Below are 20,815 nucleotides of genomic sequence, written 5' to 3' on the forward strand. Positions count from 1 at the left end.
GATTATCCTTTCGGCCCCATCGCTTCCAGCGTGGAGCGCATCCGCTCGTATTCGTCTTCCGCCGCTCGCAGCCGCTCGACCGCCTGGGTCAGGGCGGGATTGAGTTCCGTGGCCCGCCGGTACTGCGCGATCCCCTTCTGCCACCCCAGCCGCGCCCGCTCCAGGTAGCAGCGGCCCAGTTCCGTGTAGAGGTCCACGTAATTCGGATTGCGCCGCACCTCCCCCTCGAGGTAGCGGATCCGCTCCTCGATCATCTGCTCGGACACCCATTCCGGGTGGAGCACGTAGCGCATGTGGAATCCGGCCAGCTCGCGCCGCCGCCGGGCCTTCCACGCGGACTTCACTTCGTTCATCGCCGCCCACGCCCGGGTCGCCTCGCCCGCCGCCAGCGCCCGCATGCCGTCGTCGAAATAGCCGGCGTCGTACCCGACGTTGACCATGGCGGCGCGGCGGAAACAATCGGCCGCCTTGTTCAACAGCGCGCGCGAGTCCTTGACCATCTCGTTGGTGCTGGCCAGCCCGACGTAGGTGAGGCCGAGATTGAAGTAGGCGTCGCCGTAGTAGAGGTTGATCTTGACGGCTTCGGAGAACTCGCGGTGGGCGCGCTCGAACTGGCCCGCGGCCAGGAGCGCTTCGCCGCAGCCGTTGCGATAGTCGGCGTAGCCCGGCCGGGCCGTGGCCGCGGCTTCGGCGGCCGCCACCGCCTCATCGACCTCGTCGAGCGCCAGGCAGGTCATGCCGAGGTAGGCGCGGGCCAGGTGGTTTTTCGCATCCAGCGCCACCGCCGCCTGAAAGACGCTCCGCGCGTCGGCAAAGAAATTCCTGTGAAAGAGCGCCGTCCCCAGGTGCAGCATCATCTCCGGATTCCCCTCGTTCATGATCCGGCGGTAGGCCCCCAGGAGCGTCTCGAGCTCCTTCTTCCGCTCGCCGTGGGTTTCTTTCAGCAGCGAGAGGACTTCCTCGGCCCGGATGTCGGGCGGGTGGGGTTGGCTGGCGGCCTCGGCCAGCCGGCCGTCGATGTAGATTTCCGACGAAATGGCGCCGAGGTTGGCGTCGTTGGCCGTCTGGATGACGAACTCGCGGTCGTGGTCGACCAGTCTGCTCTTGAGACGATATGTTTCCATGGTCTAGCGCCTGACGCTCCTCAACTTGTCGATGCGCGGGATGGTGGCGAGCACGGGCAGCCCGAGGCGCTCCTCGATATCCTCGATCCGCTTGACCGAGGTATCGAATATCTCGGCCAGAAACACGGCCGCCCCGCCGAGGAGGAAGCCGAGCACCACCCCGAACACCATGATCTTTTTGCGGTTCGGCCACTCCGGCGCCACCGGCACCCGCGCCGGCTCGATCACCCGGTAGGTCGTCCGCTCCTTGGTTCGCTCCGACAGAATGCCGACCGTGGTCTCCTCCGACTTGAAGGCGTCCCGATACTTCCGGGCATCATCCACGCGTCGCTCGAGCTCCTGAATTTCGGCCTGAAGGCGGGGGAGGCGGTTGACCCGCTGATCGATGTTGGCCAGCGAGGTTTCGAGCTGGGATTTGCGCGACCGCGCCACGTCAAGATGCTCCTCGGCGATGAAATACCGTTTCAGCAGATCCCGTTGGCTCGCCTCATAGGAGGCAAACTGGTTGTCGACCGCCTGCTGGATCGCCCCCTCGAGCCGCCGGAGGTTGTCGTTGAGGCGGACGTTGACGTTGATGACGTTCTGCTCGTTCCAGGCGTACTTCTCCATCATGGTGGCAAACCGGGTCATCTGCCCGTCGATCTCCGTCCGCAGCTCCACGATGGAATCGGTGTATTTCAGGCGGGCCGACGCCAGGGCGAGTTCGGCCAGGCGCCCGCGGAGCTCGTCGCGCTCATCCGAGTAGTCGTCGATCTCCAGCTGGGTCTTGTCGATGTCGGTGACGATGTCGCGGCGGTTGGCCTCGGCGGAGATGTTCTCGGGAAGCTGCAGCGACTGCAGGCGCGCCTGGGCCGCGGTCAGCGAGTCCAGCATCTGCCGGTAGCGGAACTCCGTCTTCTGGAGCTGCAGGTCGGCGAAATCCTGGTTGTCGAGAATCTTCTCGAGTTCGTACTTGGTGCGCTCTTGTTCCATGATCCGCGCCAGGCTCACGACCATATCTTTCGCCTGCACCGGGTCGGAGGACTTGACCGCCAACTCGATCTGGTCCTTGCCGACGAACGACACCTCGACCCGCCCGCGGATGTCGTCCACCAGCAGGTTGAGCTTCAACTGATCGAGGGAGTAGGAGAGGTTCGCCTCACGCATCTTGGCCGCCTGGCGCGTGACCTCCGGGTCGTTGTCGAGCCCGAGCTCTTTGATCAGCTGGAAGAGGTACGTCTGCGAGGTCAGCTCGTTCTGCAGCGCCTGGACCTGCCGCCGCTGCTCCTCGCTGCTCACTCGTCCCTCCTGTTCGCGCCCGAGGATCATCCCGAGTTCGCGGGACACGTTCGACGGCTGGTCGATCCAGATGATGGTCGAGGACCGGTACACGGGCGTCATCAGGTAGGTGCTGGCGAAGGCCAGACCGGTGACGGCGATGATGGGGATGATCACCAGCCACTTCCGCTTCAGGAGAATGGCGGCGATGTCCTTGAGATTGAGCGGTTTTTCCTGCGGTGTCTGCATGGCTGTCCCGGTTTAGTCATCCCGGCGCAATTGATCGTACACGAGGATCGAGGTGGTGATCACGCCGGCCAGGGTCGCTACCGTGGTGACGTTGAACCCCTGGAAGAATCCGCTCTTGTGCGGCACGACCACGACATCCTCGCGGCCGAGGACGTAGCGGGCGGGGGCGCCGGAGCGGCTGTAGCGCTCGAGGTCGATCTCGAGCGCCTGGCCGTAGAACTCGTCCTTGCACACCACCCGCGCCTTCTTCACGTTCGCTTCGTTGGTCGGGCCTCCGGCCAGCGCAACCGCCTCGAGCACGTCGATGTTCGGCTGGTACTCGACCGGGCCGGGCGTGGTCACTGCGCCGACTACGTAGACCAGGTTTTTGCGCTCGGCCGACCGGTCGAAGCTCGCCGAGGGCAGCCCCACCGGCGTGCGGGGGATGTCGATCGTGTCGCCCCGCCGGATCTTCGGCAGCCCCCCGAGCTGGCCCGCGGCGATCGCGGCGGCCACGTTCACGACCTCGACGCGGCCGGCCTCCTCGCCGCCGCGGATAATCGTCACCCGGCTCAGGTCCCCGGTCTCGGTTACACCGCCCGCCTCATTTATGATCGTCCACAAATCCGGAATCTCTTCAAAGGTCATCTTGCCCGGATGGTTCGCCTGTCCGGACACGAACACGTAGAGGTAGTTATACTCCTGCACGCGGACAACCGCCTGCGAAATCCGCTGGTTCAGGCGCGACATCTGGCGCACGATGTCCTCCTGCAGCTCCTGCGTCGTCCGGCCCGAGGCTTTGATCTCCCCGATGATGTCCAGCGTGATCGTCCCGTCAAAGGACACCCGCAGCGTCGAATTCAGGGTCGGATCCTGCCAGAATTCGATCTCGAGGACGTCCCCGGGACCGATGCGGTATTCCTGGCCGGAGCCGATCCCGCAGGCGGTCAGGACGAGCAGCGATGAGAGCAACAACAATCTCGTGTTCATACTTTTTGTGCCAACCTCCCTGTAAGTATCCGGCATCTAATGTCTTATATACATATCGGCGCGTCGCCGAGACTCCATTAAATCAAAATACACTCTTCCAACATCTCTGTAAAGGCATATCTGCGTTTGCGCTACGGAGGCCGCGATGCTTCCCGCCGGCTGGAGATTCACGGTGACTCGGCCGGCGCGTCCCCATACAGAACCGCTTTGTTCCGCCCTTGTTCCTTGGCCTTCAGGAGCGCCATGTCGGCGGCGAAGATCAACTGGCGCGGGTTGTCGGCGTGGTCGGGGTAGAGCGCTCCTCCGAGCGAGGCTGTCGAAGTCAGGGGCGCTGCCAAACCGGTCACCGGGAACTCCGCTTTGGCCACCTCGATCTTGACCCGCTCCATGAACCGGATGGACATAGCGCGGTCGGCCTCGGGCATGATGATGCAGAACTCGTCCCCGCCGTAGCGGGCGATGATGTCGATCGATCGGATGTTGTTGCGCAGGATCCGCCCCATCTGCCGTATGAGCGAATCGCCGGCCAGGTGCCCGTACGTGTCGTTGGTCTGTTTCAGACCGTCGAGGTCGAAGAAAATGAGGGCCAGCCGGCGGCCGTAGCGCTTGGCGCGCTGCACCTCCTCCTCCAGCCGGCGCTTGAAATACCTCTGGTTGGCCAGCCCGGTGAGCGCGTCCGTCTGCGACAGCTCCTCGATCTTCTCGTATGTTTCGACGTTGGCGATCAGGTCGCGGACGTGGCCGCGCACAGTGTCGATTTGCTCCCGGGGCACCGCCCCGGTCCGGTCGCTGTAGGCCAGCAGAGCCGGCCGCCCCTGTATCGCCGGGAAGGCCGTCACGTGGTCGAGCCCGGCCTCGCGGAGGCTCTTGACCCACTCCCGCAGCCCGGGCTGCTCCTGGGCCAGCCGCGCGAGCGTGTAGACGTCCTCATTCTTGATCGCCCGCAGGACCCCCTCGACCTGCCCCTTTTCCTGCGCCGGCAGGTTCATCCGGACGCCGTCCTGCACCACCTGCGGTTCCCCCCCGCCGTTGGGCTGATAGAGGTAGGCCACCCGCTCGAGTCCGAGATCCTTGCGGATCGACTCCACCAGTTTCGGCAGAAGCGTCTGCGAATTGCGGTGCGTGACCAGCCGCAGCAGGTGGCTGGCGGCGCGCCCTTCCCCTGCAGGCGGTTTTTGTGCCGAGGCCCGCGCCCGCTCGAGCTGCTCGCGCACCAGGTCGTAGCGCGACTCATGCCACTTGATGTGGTAGGCCGCCGCGAGCGAGTGGGCCAGGCTCGCCACCAGCACGTGAAACGACGGCGATTGGGTCTCCAGCGTGCTCCGCACGAAGTACAGCCCGTAGAGGTTGTCCCGCCAGAAGACGGGGAAATAGAGCCCGAAACCGTGGGTCCGCAGCCGCTCAAGGTAATCGTCGGCGAAATGCCCCTGCAGCCGATCGAGCGGCGCGGGGCGAAAGTCGGTCGCCAGCGCAGCCAGCAGGCCCCGTTCGGCCGCCGCGCGGAGCTGCGCCCGGTCGATGTCCCGCAACCCGTGGTGGTAGCTGAGCTCCAGGAAATCCCGTTTCTTGCGGAGGAACAGGATCAGGTCGCACCCGAACGCCGTGCGCAGCAGATCCGACACTTTCCGCGCCACTTCGACGATGTTGCCCTCGACGCTGTTGCGGCGGAGGAACTCGCTGAATTCCTCGAGTTTCATGCGCCGCAGGCCTTCCACCTGGCGCCGCTCCCGGCGAATCCGGTGGACCAGGAGGGCGGCCAGCACGACCACCAGCAGCGCCAGTGCAACCGTCAGGACCGTCTGGTCATCCATTCCGCTTACTCTCTGCCAAAGAAGAACCTGCGGGGAAGCCGGGGCTCAGAACCGCCGGGCCGGACCCCTCCCGCGCCCGCGCCCAAAGCGAAACCGCGAGCGGCGGCTCAGCAAGCCATGCCGGCGGAGAACGCCGAAGATTCGCCACCACCCGGCATCCGGGAACAGACCCGTTTCACGGACGGCGCGGCTGAGTTCGGAAATACTCGCGAAGGGGTCATCCTTGACCAGGCGAAGCACCGCGGTGTCCAGATCCCCGCCGTTAAGCACCTCGTCGGCCGGCCCGATCCCGCGCGGCCCCCAGCGGTCGGCCGTCTCAACACCAAGGTCGTCAACCACCGTCAGTCCGGCGGTCACTCCGCTTTTTTTTTTGCCTCTCCGGACTCCGCGGCCCCGAACTCCCGCCGCGCCGCATCCACGCTCTCGTGCGCCCGGAGGACTCTGTCGAACTCCAGCAGCTCGTAGATCTCGTAGACGTTCGGCACCATATTCGCGAGCTTGATGTCGCCGCCGAGGTTCCGCACGTCCTTGATGTGGGAGATGAAGATGCCCCAGCCCGCCGAGGAGATATAGTCGACGCCGGCCAGATCGACCACGACCCGGTAGCGCCGCCGCTTCATCAGCGCATCCATGACCTCTTCGAGCTCCCCCGCCGTCGTCGTGTCGATCACGCCGTCGACCCGGATCTCAGAAATGTTGTCGCGCTCGCTCTCGGAGAGCGAAATGGAGATATTTTCCATGGCCGTTTCTGCAGCCGGAGCTGCCTGGGTTCAGTCGGCCTCAAGGAAAGGATTCCGCCCGATGCAGGCAAGCATAAAACACGGCCGGTCAGTTCGGCCCGCCGGCCGCCGTCGGGTTCGACGGTCTCTCCCGCGCCCCGTCGGCCGTCCCCTCGGGCGGGTCCGCGAGGCGGCCCAGCGCCGCCCGCCCGATGATGAAGGTGATATCGTCGGCCGGCCCCGACAACCCGCAGAACTCCTCGAGCTCGGCCATGAGGGCCGCCGAGATGCCCGGCAGTTTCACGTCGGGCTGGGCCAATTGCGCCTTCATGAACCGGATGAGCCGGTCGATGCCGTAGTACTGCCCCTCCCGGCTCGACGCCTCCGTGATCCCGTCGGTAAACATGAAAAACAAGTCCCCGTCCTGCAGCTCGAGCTCGTACTGCTCGAGGCGCTGCTCGAAGGTCGTGTCGATCGCGGCCGGCACGCCCATGGGCATTCCGGCCGGGTTGAGGGGGCGGATTTCCCCGCTCGCCGCGTGGTAGTACAGGAGGGGGTTGTGGCCGGCCGACACGAAATTCAGCCTCCGCCGCGCGCTGTCGTACACCGCCAGCATGATCGTGATGAACATCCCGGGCGGGATGTTCTCCCGCAGGTACTCGTGGACGAGGACGAGGGTGCGCCGCGAGGAGTGCGACTGCCCCGCCTGGATCTGGATCACCGTCCGCAGCATCGACATCACCAGCGAGGCCGGCACCCCCTTGCCCGAAACGTCGGCCACCGCCAGGCAGTACATGCCCGGGTCGATCTCGAACACGTCGTAGAGGTCGCCCCCGACGACGGCCGCCGCCCGGTAGAACGTGTCGATTTCCAGCCCCGGCAGATCGGGCAGGCGGCGCGGCATGAGGGTCTTCTGGATCTGCGAGGCCACCTCGATCTCTTTGACCATCTTCTCCCGGGCCACGATGTTTTCGCGGTCCTGGCTCACCCGGGTCATGAGGTCGTTGAAGGCGCGCGAGATTTCGTAGAACTCCTCCGCGCCCTCCAGCGACAGTTCCGAGCGCAGGTCCCCCGAGGCGAAGCGCCGGACCCGCTGGGTGATGCGCACGATCGGGTCGACGAAGTAGTTCGACAGGACCCAGATCCCGGCCACCCCCACCATCAGCAGGACGAAAGTGAGGACGAGAATGCGCCGGCGCGCCTCGGCCAGCCGCTGCTGGAGCTGCTCGGAGGAATACACGGCGTGGACCGTCCCGAACGACCGGTCCCCCTGCCGGATCGGCAGCATCAGGTAGCTCAGCGCACGCCCGTTCTCGGAGAACCGGAAGGGCACCCCGACGCGGGCCGCGTGCACCTCCGGCGGGGGCGCGTACGGTTTGCGGATGTTGTGGATGTCGTCGGAGTGGGCCAGGATCGTTCCGGCCGTGTCCGTGAGCACCACCTGCCGCAGGATGCCGGCGTTGGAGCGCACGGCGCTCACGATCAACTCGTCGAACTCGACGTCCGACCGCCGGTTGATCACGTACCCGGCGGCCTGATCCCCGATCGTGTTCACCAGCGACGCCACCGTCTCGTCGAGGTGCGATTTCATCTGCCGCGTCGTCTGGCTGTCGAAGTAGTAGTAGGCGCCCCCAACGATGACCAGCACGATGAGGAAGGTCCAGACCGAAAACTTCGCCCGCAGCGTGGCCATGTGGCGGAGGAAGGGGATGCTCTCGCTGGCCACCGGCTGCGCCTGCTTGATCATCCGCAGTTCATTGTACCCCGCCGAGGAGATGTACTCCACCGAGTCCATGATCTTCTTGATCATGTAGAACCCCAGCCCCCCCTTGCGGCCCGATTCGACGAGGCGCTGCAGGTCGAGCTTGCCGTCCGACTCCGGCTGGTACGACCGCCCGGTGTCGATGAGCGAGAAGACGATCATTTTCTTGTAGATCACGATGCGGAGCCGGATGGTCCCCTTCTCGTAGAGGTAGGCGTGGCGGATGATGTTGGTGGCCCCCTCCTCGATCGCCAGCAGAATGGGCGAGACCTCTTTCCTGGACAGCCCGGCCGAGAGGCAGGCCTCGCGGGTGATGCGCTGGAGGCTGTCGAGGTATTTCTCCTCCGCCACGACTTCGGCGTTGATCTCTTTGACGGGACGACGGAACATAGGTCGATAGTATGCGATGGACGGGCCGGCGTCCATTTAAAAAACGCGCGTCCCGGCGGGACCGCGGGTCGGGGCGCCGCGCCGTGCCGCCCCGGCAGCCGATGGCCGCCTAGTCCTGGTTGTTCGACTTGAGGCGGAGTCGAGCCTGCTCAATGTTGTCCAGCGTGGCTTCGTTGCCCGGATACCGCTCCAGCACCTTCTCCCACGCGTCGATCGCTTTCTGGTACTCCTGGTTCCGCATGAAGCGCAGGCCCTCGAGGTACAGCTGCCAGGCCTCGGGATCCTGCTGGATCTCGTCGAGCGTCGGCGGATGCTCAAGCGCGGTCTCGATGCGGCGCAGGTACTCCTGGGCCACCGGTTCGTCGGGACTGGCCGAGAGCACGAGCTCGAACTGCCGCCGCGCATCCCCGTACCGGCCGGCCTTAAACAGGTCGATGCCGGTGTTGAGGTGCCGCCCGACATCGAGACTCCGGGCCAGCGCTTCTTTTCCCCGCTGCGCCGTCACGTTGTTGGGGTCGAGGTAGAGGACGCGCTCGTAGGCCTCGATCGCGGCGACCGTGTTGCCGTCGCGCCGCGCCTCGCGGGCGGTTTCGAGAGTTTCCGACACCGCAGTCGCCATCGCCGCCTCAATCCCCGCCTTGAGCGCCCGCGCCGGCGCGTAGTTCGGATCGACCTCGAAAATCAGCTGGATCATGTCCAAGGCCGCGGGGTAGTACTCTTTCCCCGCGAAATTCCGCGCCTGCTCGAGATAGGACGCCATCATCCGGTTCAACTCGTGCTGCCGCTCGAGCAGATCCGTCTGCTCGCTCTGCTGGATCCGCTGCGTGCTCTCCATGGCCGCGATCGCCCCGATAATCTCCTGATTGTTCTCGTCGAACGCCAGCGCCCGCTGGTAGTAGGTCAGGGCGGAATCAAGCCGGAAGCGGGCGCGGAATTCGTCCGCCTTCTGCTTGTACAGATTGAACTGCCGCCGCCGCTCTTCCTCGAGCAGATCGGTGCCTTTGCGTAGTTCCGCCAGGCGCTGTTCCTCAGCCTGCTCGGCGACCGAGGGCCCGATGTCGTAGGAGATGGAGAACCGGTGCGAGTCGGGGATGTAGTCCATCAGCTTGTAGGTGTAGTCGACCTGGAACCGCCCGCGGCGGAAGCCGGCACCGAAAGCCAACTGGTCGCGGTCCCAGCCGGCCCGCACGGCATAAGCTCCGGCGAACAGGAGCTCGCCGCCGGTGTGGACCCGCACCGCCCGGTCCTCGATCTGCTCCAGCTCGAACGAGATCAGCCCCGCGATGTCGTCGCGAATCCGCAGCCCGCTGACCGACATGCCTCCGGCCACCGACAGGGGCGCGGTTTCCTCTTCCTGGTTGAGAGTGAGGCCGGCCGGAATCACGTCCCGCAGCACCATCCCCACCGAAACCTGCTCGTGCGGCCGGGCGAGCAGCCCGAGATCCGCCCCCACTCCCCAGTTCGAGTAGACGTCGAGCGTCTGGTACACGACTTTGAGCGAGGCCCCGGCGGCGAAGTGGGGGTGGAACCGCCGCCCGTAGGACAGCAAAATTTGCGATTGCACATAGTCAAACGTGCCGGTTTCAATGAACTCCTCGCGGCGCACGATATCGCCCGTTCCCAGGCGCATGACGCCGAGCCCGAACCCCCCGCGCGACACGGTCGGGTACACCCAGGCCGCGTAGTCGTAGATCGTCCCCTCGAGCAGCGACATGTGCATGGCCGTGACTTCCTGGTAGTCCAGGCGCGTCAGGCCGGCCGGGTTGTAGTAGATGGTCGCCGCGTCGTCGGCCACCGAGGTGAACCCGCCGCCCAATCCGAGCGCCCGCGCTCCCACGCCGACGGTGAAGGGCGACTCCCGCCCGGCGTCCCCGGCAGTCACCGCCGCGGCCGTCGCCAGCAGCAGCGCCGCCGCCAGCCCGCTCAGAGATCGGCGCCCCATCATGCTACTTCACCACCGCCACTTTCATGCGCGCCTCTTCGCCGGTCCGCACCACCTTGACCGCCACGATGTATACGCCGTTGTTCACCATCCCGCCTTCACCGTTGCGCCCGTCCCATGCGAACTCGATCCGCACGTCCCCCTGCGGCACCTCGTCCTCGTATACCGTCTCGCCGGTCAGCGTAAACACCCGCACCTCCACGGCCGAAGGCTCGGCGATTTCCAGTTCGAAGCGCGCCGGGCCGACTTTCGGGTTGAACGGGTTGTTCTCAATCACGTAGGATTCCTCGAGCCCCCGCCCGCGCATCACGTAAGTGCGCGAGAACAGGTACGGTCCGGCCGGCCCCTTCACCCGCACCGGGAAACCGTCGTGCGTTCCCCCCTGGAAAACGGCCTCGAACCCGTCGGTCTCCAGGCCCAGCGTGAAGGGGGGCGGCAGGCTGTTGACGAATCCGCCCCGGAACGTCAGTGACCGGGTGTGGCCCGAGGCGATAGTCAATCCGTCGAAAGCAACCGCGATCTGGTCGGCTACCGTCACTTCGGCCGGCACCGGCACACCGTCCTCGAGCACAACGGTGCGGTCGGCGACGAACAGCCGCGCGGCATCGGTCGGCCGCCCGGTGCGGTCCCGGACATCCATGCGCATCCGCTCCAGCCGGATGACGGAGACGGTCGACGATCCCTCGTTGGTCAGATCGATGCGGAACAAGTCCCGGTCTTCACCCGGACTAATCAGGTTGGATCCGAGCTCGGTGACTTTCACGAACAGGTCGGCGTCCTGCGACTCGACACGCAGGATAAAGGAGAACTGGTCCTCCTCGATGTGCGCCGGCGCCCCGAGGTTGAGGTCATGGGGAATGCGCAGGAGCCGGAACTGGAACAGGGCCGCGGTATCGAAGGACGGCGCGGTGAAGGGGAACTCGATGTGGCGTCCGACCGCGATGGGTCCCTCGAGCGTGTCCGGGGCGCCGAAATCGATGCCGCCGGTGAGCAAGCGGTAGAACCCGCTGTCGACAGCCGCCTCGCCGCGGTTTTCGATCTCCACGGTGAGCCCGAAGGGCGTGCTGTGGTCCACGACGACGGCCGGGAGCACGCCCCAGAGGCTGTAGGTCAGGCGCAGGTCCGCCGGTAGCTGAATGCGCACCAGCGCCACGTTATCATCGGGCGGCTGCACGACCGCCTGGTCGGGCGTGTCCGGCTCCGCCCGCACCTGGAATATTTCGCCCGGATTGGGCGCGGCCGCCGCCCGGCAGTCGAAATACACATCCGCCGTGTCTCCCGGCGGAATGTGGGCGACCGTTTCTGCGCTGTCATAGGTCGAGTAACCGTCGCTGGTCAGGCGGAGCGTCACCGGCCCCACGTCGATCGTCGAGATATTGGCCACCCGCGCGAGCAGCCGGAACGCCTGATCGGTGTTCACGTTGGGGGCATTCGGCGCCAGCACGTCGAGCGCCGCCACCCGCACGACCCCGAGACTCCGCACCTCCACCCCCTCCCCGCCGAAATCGAGCGCCACCGTGTCGGACACGCCGGCCGATGGGATATATACGACCGCCGTTCCCGCGCAAGCCAGCGTCCCGCCGACCTGGCTCTCGGGAACAAACAGCGCCTCCGTCGCCATCGGGTTAAGTCCCGGCGCCGGCGCCCCGTCCACCGGGGCAAAACTGGCAAAGGCCGCGAAATCGACCCCGGTGAGGCCGAACGCCGATTGGACGCCCTGCCACTCCACGTCGTAGGCGACCGCGAGATCGAGATCGAACATGAAAGCCGAGTGGTACCCGCCGGGGACTAACCGCGGGCGGAGGGATCCCGGCGCGTAAGTCAACCGCACCGGCTCCAGCACGACGGCGGTATTCGCGGTGAACGCCGCCTCATATATCTGCCCGTCGGTGTACAGCGTGACGGTCAACTCGTAGGGTGTGGCCGCCGCAGGGATCGCGGGAGCCGCGGCCGGCAGACCGCGATACTGCAGGATCCCGTCCTCGCCGGCTGTCGCGGCGGCGATGCCGGAGAACAGCGCGGGGCTGATTCCGGCCAGCGCAATGGTAACCCGCGTGGAGTCCACCGGCAATGCCAACCCGCTCACGCGCACATCGAACCCGAGTTCCAGGGGCATTTCCGGATAAAGTGTATCCGGCCCCAAAGACTCGGACACCAGGTCCAGAGCGATGGGCGCAGTGATCGTCACCGGATACAACGCGGTTTGTTCCACCGGGTAGATCCGGCCGCCGATCTCAAACTCCGCCGCCAGGCGGAGCGTCAATTCCGTTTCTCCCTCCGGCAGACCGGCGGTGGAGATGCTCAGCAAGACCGTATCGGTCCGGCCGTCGGAGCCGCCAACAAAAGTGGCCGTGCCGCCGCCCGCCGGGCTGCTCGCGAAATCCGCTTCCAGCGCAGCCGGTCCCGCCGGCGCCAGGAGCCCGCGGTTGGAGACAACCACCCGTAGCGCGGTGATCGACTCGGCCGGGAGCGCCGCCGGTGTCCCGCCGTCCGGCCCCAGCAGCGCGAGAAAGTCATATCCGCTGAACGACACCGGCTCGGTGTCGGACACGGCGTAGGCGGTTCGACCCGAGATCGTCGTTTGCGCCGTCGGTCCCCGATAGACCACACCGGCTGCGTCAAGATCGATGATGCCGCCGCTGATGAAGGCGTTGTCGTCGAGAAACGCCGGTTCCAGCGCTCCTTCCCCGCCCATCACCTCCAACGGGTCGGCCGCGAGATCGTGCCCGCCGCAGAGATTGCCGCAAGCATCGAACACGAGCACGCGGGCGGGACCGAAGAGCGGCTGCCCCACCAGTTGCTGCGGGGGGACATCAAAATCCAGCAGGGCGGCCGGCCCGGCAATCACGGTGATCAGGCCGGAGAGGGCCGTGAGACCTCCAAGGGTCGCCTGCACCCGCCCACTCCCGACCGTGCGTGTCGCCAGCGTATTGCCGCTCACCGTTCCGATCGCTCCTTCCATGAGCGACCAGCTCACCGGGGGATCATCGACCCGGTTGCCGAATTCGTCGTACCCGGCCGCCCCGAACGCCAGTAGCGTCCCCGCGGTCACCGTCGTATCGGCCGCCGGGAACACCTCCAGCGACTGAATCGCGCGCGGGTAGATCCGGAATGGATCTGACAGCACCGGGCCGGCCAGAATCATCCCCTGCCGGTCGAACGCCAGACCGGCAGCCTGATAGTAGCCGGCCGTCTGCGGATTGATTACGTCAGCTATCACCAAAGTGAGCGTTACAAGCGAATCCGTCTCTCCGGGCTGGCCGTAGACGCCGAGCCCGATCGTCACGACGTTGTCGGCGATCACGGTTTCCTGGATGACGAACTTGAGTCCGGCGTTGTCGTCGGTGAGCGCCCCCACTTCCGCGTGGTGCAGGCTGAATCCCTCGGGGAACGAGAACACGAACCCGCCGAGGCTGTTCACCAGAATCCACGGTGCGGTCACCCGGCAGGTGAGCGTGTAGCGCGCGGTGTCCGCGGCCACGGAATCGTCAAGCGCCACGGCAAACTCCCGGAACTCGACATAGACCGCAGATGACGGAGGCGCCAGGCGGCCCTCGCGGAGCAACGGACCATAGGTGTTACTGATTGCCTGGAGATCGACGGCGCCGAAGGCACGGGCCGCGAGGAGGACAGAAAGGAGTATCTTAAGCGTCAACTTCATCTGTTTCAGGCGTTGGAACCTACCTACCGGGTGTAGAAATCCTAGCGTCGCAAAAAGCAAAGTCTATGCCCTCAAACTTCGCTATCGCTGTTGCAGACTGACATGCCCGCGAGTTCGCTCCGCCGGGCCGGACGGTACGGTAACGTATTGGCATGGAATCGGTTGGAGAATCGTGAGGAAAGCGAGAACGTCCGCTGCGGGCGATTGCCGACCAAAAGATCCATCCTGTCCGCCCGGAACCGAAACGATGCGCAAGCGCTTGCGCACTTTAGCTAGGTGCTTGCATAGTCGGTTGCGCCGACCAGTGCGAGTTCGGCCGCCGCCACGGTGTTGGACATCAGCATCGCGATTGTCATCGGGCCGACGCCGCCCGGCACCGGGGTAATCCACGAGGCCCGCTCGGCGCAGGCTTCGTAGTCGCAGTCCCCGACCAGGCGATACCCCTTCTTGGCCGATTCGTCCTCCACCCGGTTGACGCCGACATCGATCACCACCGCCCCCGGCTTGACCATATCGCCCGTGATAGTCTGCGGCCGGCCGATCGCGGCGATCACGATGTCGGCGCGCCGGACCACGGCGGCGAGATTTGCGGTCCGCGAGTGCGCCACCGTCACCGTGGCATTCGCCCAGGCCGCCTTCTGCAGCAGCATCGCGGCCACCGGTTTGCCGACAATATTCGACCGCCCGACAACCACGACTTCTTTCCCCGCCGGATCGAGGCCGTAAAATTCGAGCAGCTTGACGATGCCGTGCGGCGTGCAGGGTAGCAGCCGGGGAAATCCGAGGGCCATCATCCCGACGTTGTAGGGGTGAAAGCCGTCGACGTCTTTGCCCGGTCTAATCGCCAGGGTGACCGCCATCTCATCGATGTGCCGGGGCAGGGGCGACTGCACGAGCACGCCGTGGATTTTCGGATTCGCGTTGAGATCGGCCACGATGCGCATCAGCTCGTCCTGTCCGATATCCGCCGGCCGCCGAATCACCTCGGAGTAGAGGCCGATCTCCTCGCACTTCTTGGCTTTCGACCGCACGTAGGTCGCCGAGGCCGGATCCTCGCCCACGAGGACGGCCGCCAGTCCGGGCGTCACCCCCCGCTCCCGGAGGGCCGCGATGCGCGGCTGGAGGCGGTCCAGCACGCTGGCTGCGACTTCTTTTCCGTCGATAATCTTCGCGCTCATCAGACCTCTTCCCCGTCGGCTTCATTGTCGAATTCCTCCTCCGGCGCCGCGTCCTCCGTCCCGTCGGCCGGCGCGATGTCGGTGGGCCGGAAGGTGGCGATGTCGAAGGGGTACATGATCCGCTCGATCCGGTGAGCCCGCCCCGTCTCCGATTCGATCGTGAGGACGGCGCCGGCCAGCCGGCAGTCTCCCTCGGCCGTGTTGAAGCGCTTCGGCATCCCCGTGAGAAAGCGCTCGAGCGACGGCTCTTTGTCCATGCCGATGATCGAATCGTAGGGCCCCGTCATCCCCACATCGGTGATGTAGGCCGTCCCTTTCGGCGTCACCTGCTCGTCGGCCGTGGCCACGTGGGTGTGCGTGCCGATCACCGCCGACACCTTGCCGTCGAGCCAGTAGAGCATGGCCTGCTTTTCGGAGGTGGCTTCGGCGTGCATGTCGACGATGATCACGCTGGTTTCCCGCCGCACCTCCTCGACCAGCCGCCGGGCCACCTGGAAGGGGCAGTCGATATCCTTCATGTAGGTCCGTCCCATCAGGTTGATCACGGCGATGGTGACTCCGTCCACCCGGTCGACCGAGCACCCGCGGCCGGGGACGCCCTCGGGGAAATTCGCCGGCCGGAGCATGCGGGGGTTCTCGTTGAGGTACCGGATGATGTCGTACCGGTCCCAGATGTGGTTTCCCGAGGTCTGCACGTTCACGCCGTAGGCGAACACCTTGCGCGCCATCTCGGCCGTGATCCCGAAGCCGCCGGCGGCGTTTTCGGAGTTGGCGATGACGTAGTGCGCGCCGTACTTCCGCCGCAGCGGTTTGACCATGTGCGCCAGCGCCTGGCGGCCGACTTTGCCGCAGACATCGGCGATAAACAACACGGTGACTAACGACATGAGTGAACTTTCCAGGGCGGGCCGACTGTTTTCCCGCGGCCGGGGCGCCCACCGCTTCCACCCTGCCGGCCGCACAGACTAAAGGCGGAGTTTACAACAACTCCGCCTTCAGCGCAACGAATAATCTCCGCCCGTCCGGGCGGGCGTATCGTCTCTAGCGCGCGAACTCGGTCGCCCGTGTTTCCCGCACCACCGTGACCTTTATCTGCCCGGGGTACTGCATTTCGCGCTCGATGCGGGCGGCGATGTCGCCGGCAAGAATCGAGGTCGCCAGGTCGTCGAGGGTATCGTTTTCCACGATCACCCGGATCTCGCGGCCCGCCTGGATCGCGTAGGCTTTCGCCACCCCCTTGAAACTGTCGGCCAGTTCCTCGAGCTGCTGGAGGCGCTTGATGTAGGCTTCGAGGGGCTCGCGCCGGGCGCCCGGCCGCGCCCCCGAGATCGCGTCCGCCGCCTGCACGAGCACCGGGTAGGGGCCCACCATCGGCACGTCGCCGTGGTGCGACTCGATAGCGTTGATTACTTCCGGCGCCTCTTTATACCGCCGCATAAAATCCGCCCCGATCTGCGTGTGCGTCCCTTCCGTCTCCCGATCGATCGCCTTGCCGATATCGTGCAGGAGCCCGCACCGCTTGGCCAGCGGCGCATCGAGCTCCAGTTCGGCCGCCATCAGACCGCACAGCATGGCGACCTCCTTGGCGTGGGCGAGCACGTTCTGCCCGTAGGAGGTGCGGAAGTGCAGTTTGCCGAGCATCTTGATGATGTCCGGATGCAGCCCGTGAATGCCCAGCTCGAAACAGGCCTGCTCCCCCGCCTCCCGGACGATCACTTCCATTTCCTTCTGCGCCTTCTCGACCACCTCTTCGATCCGGGTGGGGTGGATGCGCCCGTCGGCAATCAACTTCTCCAGCGCCATGCGGGCGATCTCCCGCCGCACCGGATCGTACCCCGAGAGGATCACCGCTTCGGGGGTGTCGTCGACGATCACGTCGATTCCGGTGGCGGTTTCGAAGGAGCGGATGTTCCGTCCCTCCCGGCCGATGATCCGCCCCTTCATCTCGTCGTTGGGGAGGTTGACGACGGAGACGGTGGTTTCGACGGTGTGGTCGGCGGCGCAGCGGTAGATGGAGGAGAGGATGATTTCGCGGGCTTCTTTTTCGGCGTCGGCTTCGGCCTTCTCGCGGATTTCCTTGATGTATTGGGCCGCCTCCATGCGCGCGGCGTTGATCATGTTGTCCATCAACTGCTTCTTGGCTTCTTCGGGCGTCATCTGCGCGATTTTCTGGAGGCGTTCATTTTGTCGGGCGATGATCTGGTCGAGTTCTTCCTCCCGCAGAGCGATCCCCTTTTCCCGCGCCTGGGTGGCTTTTTCGCGGTTGACGAGATCTTTTTCTTTGGCGTCGAGGTGCTCGGTCTTGCGTCCCAGGTTGGTGTCGAGTTCGGAGAGCCGTTTGTCGGCTGCGTCGAGTTCCTGCCGTCGGGCGGCCACCTCCCGTTCAAAGTCCCCTTTGAGCTTGAGGAACTCCTCGCGGGCCTCGAGGCGGGCCTCTTTCCGCCGGATTTCGGCTTCCTTTTTGGCCTCCTCGACCACGCGCTCCGCCTCGACCGTGGCCGCTGCGAGCTTCTCGCGATTCATCCGCTGGGCCGCACGCCAGGAGAGGAAGTATCCGATGACGCCGGCGACAACCGCGGCGGCGGCAACGATGATGATTTTATCCATTGCGTCCTCCACCCCGGCACCGCGTGCCGGTGGACTGATGCATGTATCTCAAAAAGGGAGTAAGAAGAGAACGGCGCGGATCGGAGTTTCGCTGATCCACTCAACGACTGTCGGAAACCGGCGCCAGCTCACGATCGAGGCGATCCAGCAGGGAATCGAGGTTGCCCTCGACCTGTCCCAGGGTCGATTCCAGTTGCTCTGATTTCTCCAGCAGCTCCGATGCGATTTGCATGGCTGCCAGGATCGCAACTTTGTCGCGAGCCTTCACCCGGCTGCTCTGCGCGATTTGCTGCATCCGCGCATTGACGAAATCTGCAACCCTGGAAATATGAGCGGCATCAGTCACACCCGTGATCGGGTAGTCCTCGCCGTATATATTCACCACGACAATGTTCGCTGCCATACTTTCAAACGCCGTTGTGGGCGGTTTGTCAGATCGCGCTTGTTCTCTCTTATCCCGCTTACAGTCAACGATTTATAATTCGAGCGGAGAATCCTGTCAAGAAAAAATTTACTGCCCCTCGGTGCGCTCCAATTCGTCCAGCCGCTGTAACACGCTGGACAGCTTGGAGGTAACCAGATCCGCCCGGTCGGCGGCCTGGAGTTTTAACCGGTGGCACTCCGCCCGTAACCCGGCCAGCTCCCGCTTCAATGAATCGTTCTCCCGGCTCAGGTCGGAGTTCTCTTTCCGAAGGGTCTGGCTTTGCCTGGTGAGGCCGCCGACCTGCTCCAGCAATTTCTGAAATTTCTCCTCAAGGTTCACTTGTCCCGCACCTCTGCGTTAAACAGTTTCTTCACCGCCGCGACCACCTTCTGCTGCGCCGCTTCAACTTCCTCGCTGGACAAGCTGCGTTCTTTGGAGCGGTAGGAGATCGCCACGGCGATCGATTTTTTTCCGGCCTCGATTTGCTTGCCCGTATAGAGATCGAAGATACTCACGTCTTCGGCCAGTTCCCCGGCCGCCGTGCGGATCGCACCGACAATATCGCCGGCCGGCACCGTTTCGTCAACGACCAGGGCGAGGTCGCGCGGGGCGGCCGGATAAATCGGCAGCGGCTCGTACGCCGCCACCCGCGAGGAAAGCGGCAGAAGCGGCCCGGTCGCCACCTCCGCCAGCCATACCGCCTGCTTGATATCCGCCTGCCGGGCCAGCTTCACCGACAACTGCCCGATGGCCCCGATCTCGGTTTCCCGCACCCGCAGCCGGAACGAAGCTCCCGGCTCCAGGAACGATACCGCCTGCGGGACGAACTCCAGCGCCGGCCAGTGGAAGTGTTCCGCCAGCCTCTCCAACCCGGCCTTCACGTCGTAGAAGTCGTGCGGGCGCGGCTTCTCCCGCCAGGTGTGCGGGGTATCGCCGGTCACTGCCAGCAGGATCCGCTCGTCCTCGATCCACTCGCCGGCCGGGGTCGGCGGGAAGTACACTTTGCCGATCTCAAAAATCCGCAGGTCGACATTGCGCCGGGCCACGTTATGGCCGAGGATGGGGACAGCCGAGAGGATCATACTGTTGCGCATGATGTTCAATTCCGCACTGGCCGTGCTGACCAGCCGCAACTGCGGAAGCTCCGGCGCCGCGAGGTCGGCCAGGCGGCTGTCGGCGAGACCGTGGCTGAGCACCTCGTCGAATCCCGCCCCCGTCAGCACCTGCCGCACCTGGTCTTTGAAGGTGTCCTCGAAATGCAGCGGCGTGAACAGCGGACCGATCGTCGACCGGGCGTCTTCCACCCGGTCGAACCCGAGAATCCTCACGACTTCTTCGATCAGATCAATCTCGCGCTCGACATCCGGCCGAAAGGTCGGCACCGTGACCCGCAACGGGTCGCCGTCCTCGACGGCGAACTCCAGCCCCTCCAGGATCTCCTTCATCTGTGCGGCGGTCAGGTCGGTCCCGAGCACGTCGTTGCACCGGCGGGGGCGCAGGGCGATGGCTTTCGGGTCGATCCGCCGGGGGTAGGCATCGACCATCCCGGCGAGCACCTCGCCGCCGCCCAAGTCGGCCAGGAGAGCCGCCGCCCGGTCGATGGCGTACTCGATCCCGTTCGGGTCAACGCCCTTCTCGAAGCGCTGCGACGATTCGCTCTGGGTGGCGAGCGCGCGGCGGCTTTTGCGGATGGTCGGCGGATCGAAATACGCCGCTTCCAGAAGGATATTGCGGGTGGTTTCGGCCACCTCCGAGTTTTCGCCGCCCATGACGCCCGCAGCGGCCACGCCGACCGCGCCGTTGGTGATCAGCAGCACCTGCGGGTCGCACACGTGGGTCTTGCCGTCGAGCGTCGTGAACCGCTCGCCCTCGCGCGCCCGCCGCACCACCACCTCGCGCGACCCGAAGCGGTCGAGGTCGAAGGCGTGGAGTGGGTGCCCGCACTCGAGCATGACGAGGTTGGTGACATCGACCACGTTGTTGATCGGGCGGACGCCCGACATCATGAGCCGCCGGCGAATCCACCAAGGGGACCGGCCGAGGGTGACGTTCCTGATCACGCGCGCGGCGTAGCGGGGACAGGCCGCGGGATCATCGAGCCGCACACTGATGACATCGGCCGCCTTCTCCGCCGTTTCCCGGAGGCGGACCGCGGGCCGCCGCAGGCGGACTCTGGCCAGGGCCGCGATGTCGCGTGCAATCCCGATGGCCGACATCGAGTCAGGGCGGTTGGGCGTCAGCTCAAAGGTCATCCGGTAGTCGGCCGCGTCCAGCGCCTCGGCCAGCGGCGCGCCCACGGGCATCTCGGGTTCGAGCACCATGATTCCGCTGTGGTCGTCCGACAGCCCCAGCTCCCGCTCCGAGCAGATCATTCCAAGCGACTCGACCCCGCGGATGGTCGCGCGCCGGACCTCGACCTCCCCGGCCAGTTTGGCGCCGAGCAGCGCCACCGGGACCTTCTGTCCCGCGGCGACATTGGGGGCCCCGCAGACCAGGTCCAGGGTCTCCGCCCCGATCGCCACCGTCGCCCGCCGGAGCTTGTCCGCGCCGGCAATCGGCGCGACCGCGCACACCTCGCCCACCACCACCCGGTCCATGTGCCGGGCGAAGGGGGTAATGCCCTCGCAGGCCGTCCCGCACAGCGTCAGGCGGCGCGCCATTTCCTCAACCGACCAGGTCACCCCGGTCAGCTCGATCAACCACTGGTAGGAGACTTCCATGA

At 65.5% G+C, this 20,815-nt stretch carries 15 protein-coding genes; all 15 read right to left on the bottom strand.

Annotated elements, in window-relative coordinates; all coding sequences use genetic code 11:
• Window positions 1–2: 2 nt before the first annotated feature.
• The 15 genes from KA261_10650 to KA261_10720 all read right to left on the bottom strand — a co-directional run bounded on the left by KA261_10650 (window position 3) and on the right by KA261_10720 (window position 20,813).
• Window positions 3–1,124 carry a hypothetical protein gene (locus KA261_10650; protein MBP7698258.1) on the bottom strand — a complete coding sequence of 374 codons (1,122 nt, stop codon included), beginning with the start codon at window positions 1,122–1,124 and terminating at the stop codon, window positions 3–5.
• 3 nt (window positions 1,125–1,127) lie between these two features.
• On the bottom strand, window positions 1,128–2,630 hold the full coding sequence (locus KA261_10655; protein ID MBP7698259.1) for a hypothetical protein: 1,503 nt from the start codon (window positions 2,628–2,630) through the stop codon (window positions 1,128–1,130).
• A gap of 12 nt (window positions 2,631–2,642) precedes the next feature.
• A complete protein-coding gene (locus KA261_10660; GenBank protein MBP7698260.1) occupies window positions 2,643–3,599 on the bottom strand; it encodes a polysaccharide biosynthesis/export family protein in 957 nt (318 codons plus the stop codon).
• A 167-nt stretch (window positions 3,600–3,766) separates the two neighbouring features.
• A complete protein-coding gene (locus KA261_10665) occupies window positions 3,767–5,410 on the bottom strand; it encodes a GGDEF domain-containing protein (GenBank protein MBP7698261.1) in 1,644 nt (547 codons plus the stop codon).
• Window positions 5,411–5,455: 45 nt separating this feature from the next.
• Window positions 5,456–5,749, bottom strand: coding sequence for a hypothetical protein (locus KA261_10670; protein MBP7698262.1), 294 nt, complete (start codon window positions 5,747–5,749; stop codon window positions 5,456–5,458).
• 14 nt (window positions 5,750–5,763) lie between these two features.
• Window positions 5,764–6,150, bottom strand: a complete 387-nt coding sequence (locus KA261_10675) for an STAS domain-containing protein (GenBank protein MBP7698263.1) — start codon at window positions 6,148–6,150, stop codon at window positions 5,764–5,766.
• Between the two features lie 88 nt (window positions 6,151–6,238).
• Window positions 6,239–8,281, bottom strand: a complete 2,043-nt coding sequence (locus KA261_10680) for a SpoIIE family protein phosphatase (protein ID MBP7698264.1) — start codon at window positions 8,279–8,281, stop codon at window positions 6,239–6,241.
• Window positions 8,282–8,390: 109 nt separating this feature from the next.
• Window positions 8,391–10,223 (bottom strand): PorV/PorQ family protein, encoded by a 1,833-nt coding sequence (locus KA261_10685; GenBank protein MBP7698265.1) that lies wholly within the window; start codon window positions 10,221–10,223, stop codon window positions 8,391–8,393.
• A gap of 4 nt (window positions 10,224–10,227) precedes the next feature.
• Entirely contained in the window at window positions 10,228–13,884 is a 3,657-nt protein-coding gene (locus KA261_10690; GenBank protein ID MBP7698266.1) for a hypothetical protein, read from the bottom strand.
• Between the two features lie 272 nt (window positions 13,885–14,156).
• Complete coding sequence (locus KA261_10695) at window positions 14,157–15,062, bottom strand: bifunctional 5,10-methylene-tetrahydrofolate dehydrogenase/5,10-methylene-tetrahydrofolate cyclohydrolase (protein ID MBP7698267.1); 906 nt, start codon at window positions 15,060–15,062, stop codon at window positions 14,157–14,159.
• On the bottom strand, window positions 15,062–15,949 hold the full coding sequence (locus KA261_10700) for a TIGR00282 family metallophosphoesterase (protein ID MBP7698268.1): 888 nt from the start codon (window positions 15,947–15,949) through the stop codon (window positions 15,062–15,064). The genes KA261_10695 and KA261_10700 overlap by 1 nt, the downstream gene beginning before the upstream one ends.
• Window positions 15,950–16,103: 154 nt before the next feature.
• Window positions 16,104–17,669 (bottom strand): ribonuclease Y, encoded by a 1,566-nt coding sequence (gene rny / locus KA261_10705; GenBank protein MBP7698269.1) that lies wholly within the window; start codon window positions 17,667–17,669, stop codon window positions 16,104–16,106.
• A 100-nt stretch (window positions 17,670–17,769) separates the two neighbouring features.
• Window positions 17,770–18,072, bottom strand: coding sequence for a cell division protein ZapA (locus KA261_10710; protein MBP7698270.1), 303 nt, complete (start codon window positions 18,070–18,072; stop codon window positions 17,770–17,772).
• 108 nt (window positions 18,073–18,180) lie between these two features.
• Window positions 18,181–18,432 (bottom strand): cell division protein ZapB, encoded by a 252-nt coding sequence (gene zapB / locus KA261_10715; GenBank protein MBP7698271.1) that lies wholly within the window; start codon window positions 18,430–18,432, stop codon window positions 18,181–18,183.
• The gene (locus KA261_10720) at window positions 18,429–20,813 is read right to left on the bottom strand and encodes a phenylalanine--tRNA ligase subunit beta (protein MBP7698272.1); all 2,385 of its coding nucleotides are present in this window, start codon (window positions 20,811–20,813) and stop codon (window positions 18,429–18,431) included. The genes zapB and KA261_10720 overlap by 4 nt, the downstream gene beginning before the upstream one ends.
• Window positions 20,814–20,815: the final 2 nt, after the last annotated feature.

The sequence above is a fragment of the Candidatus Zixiibacteriota bacterium genome (genome assembly GCA_017999435.1).
Taxonomy (GTDB): domain Bacteria; phylum Zixibacteria; class MSB-5A5; order GN15; family FEB-12; genus JAGNLV01.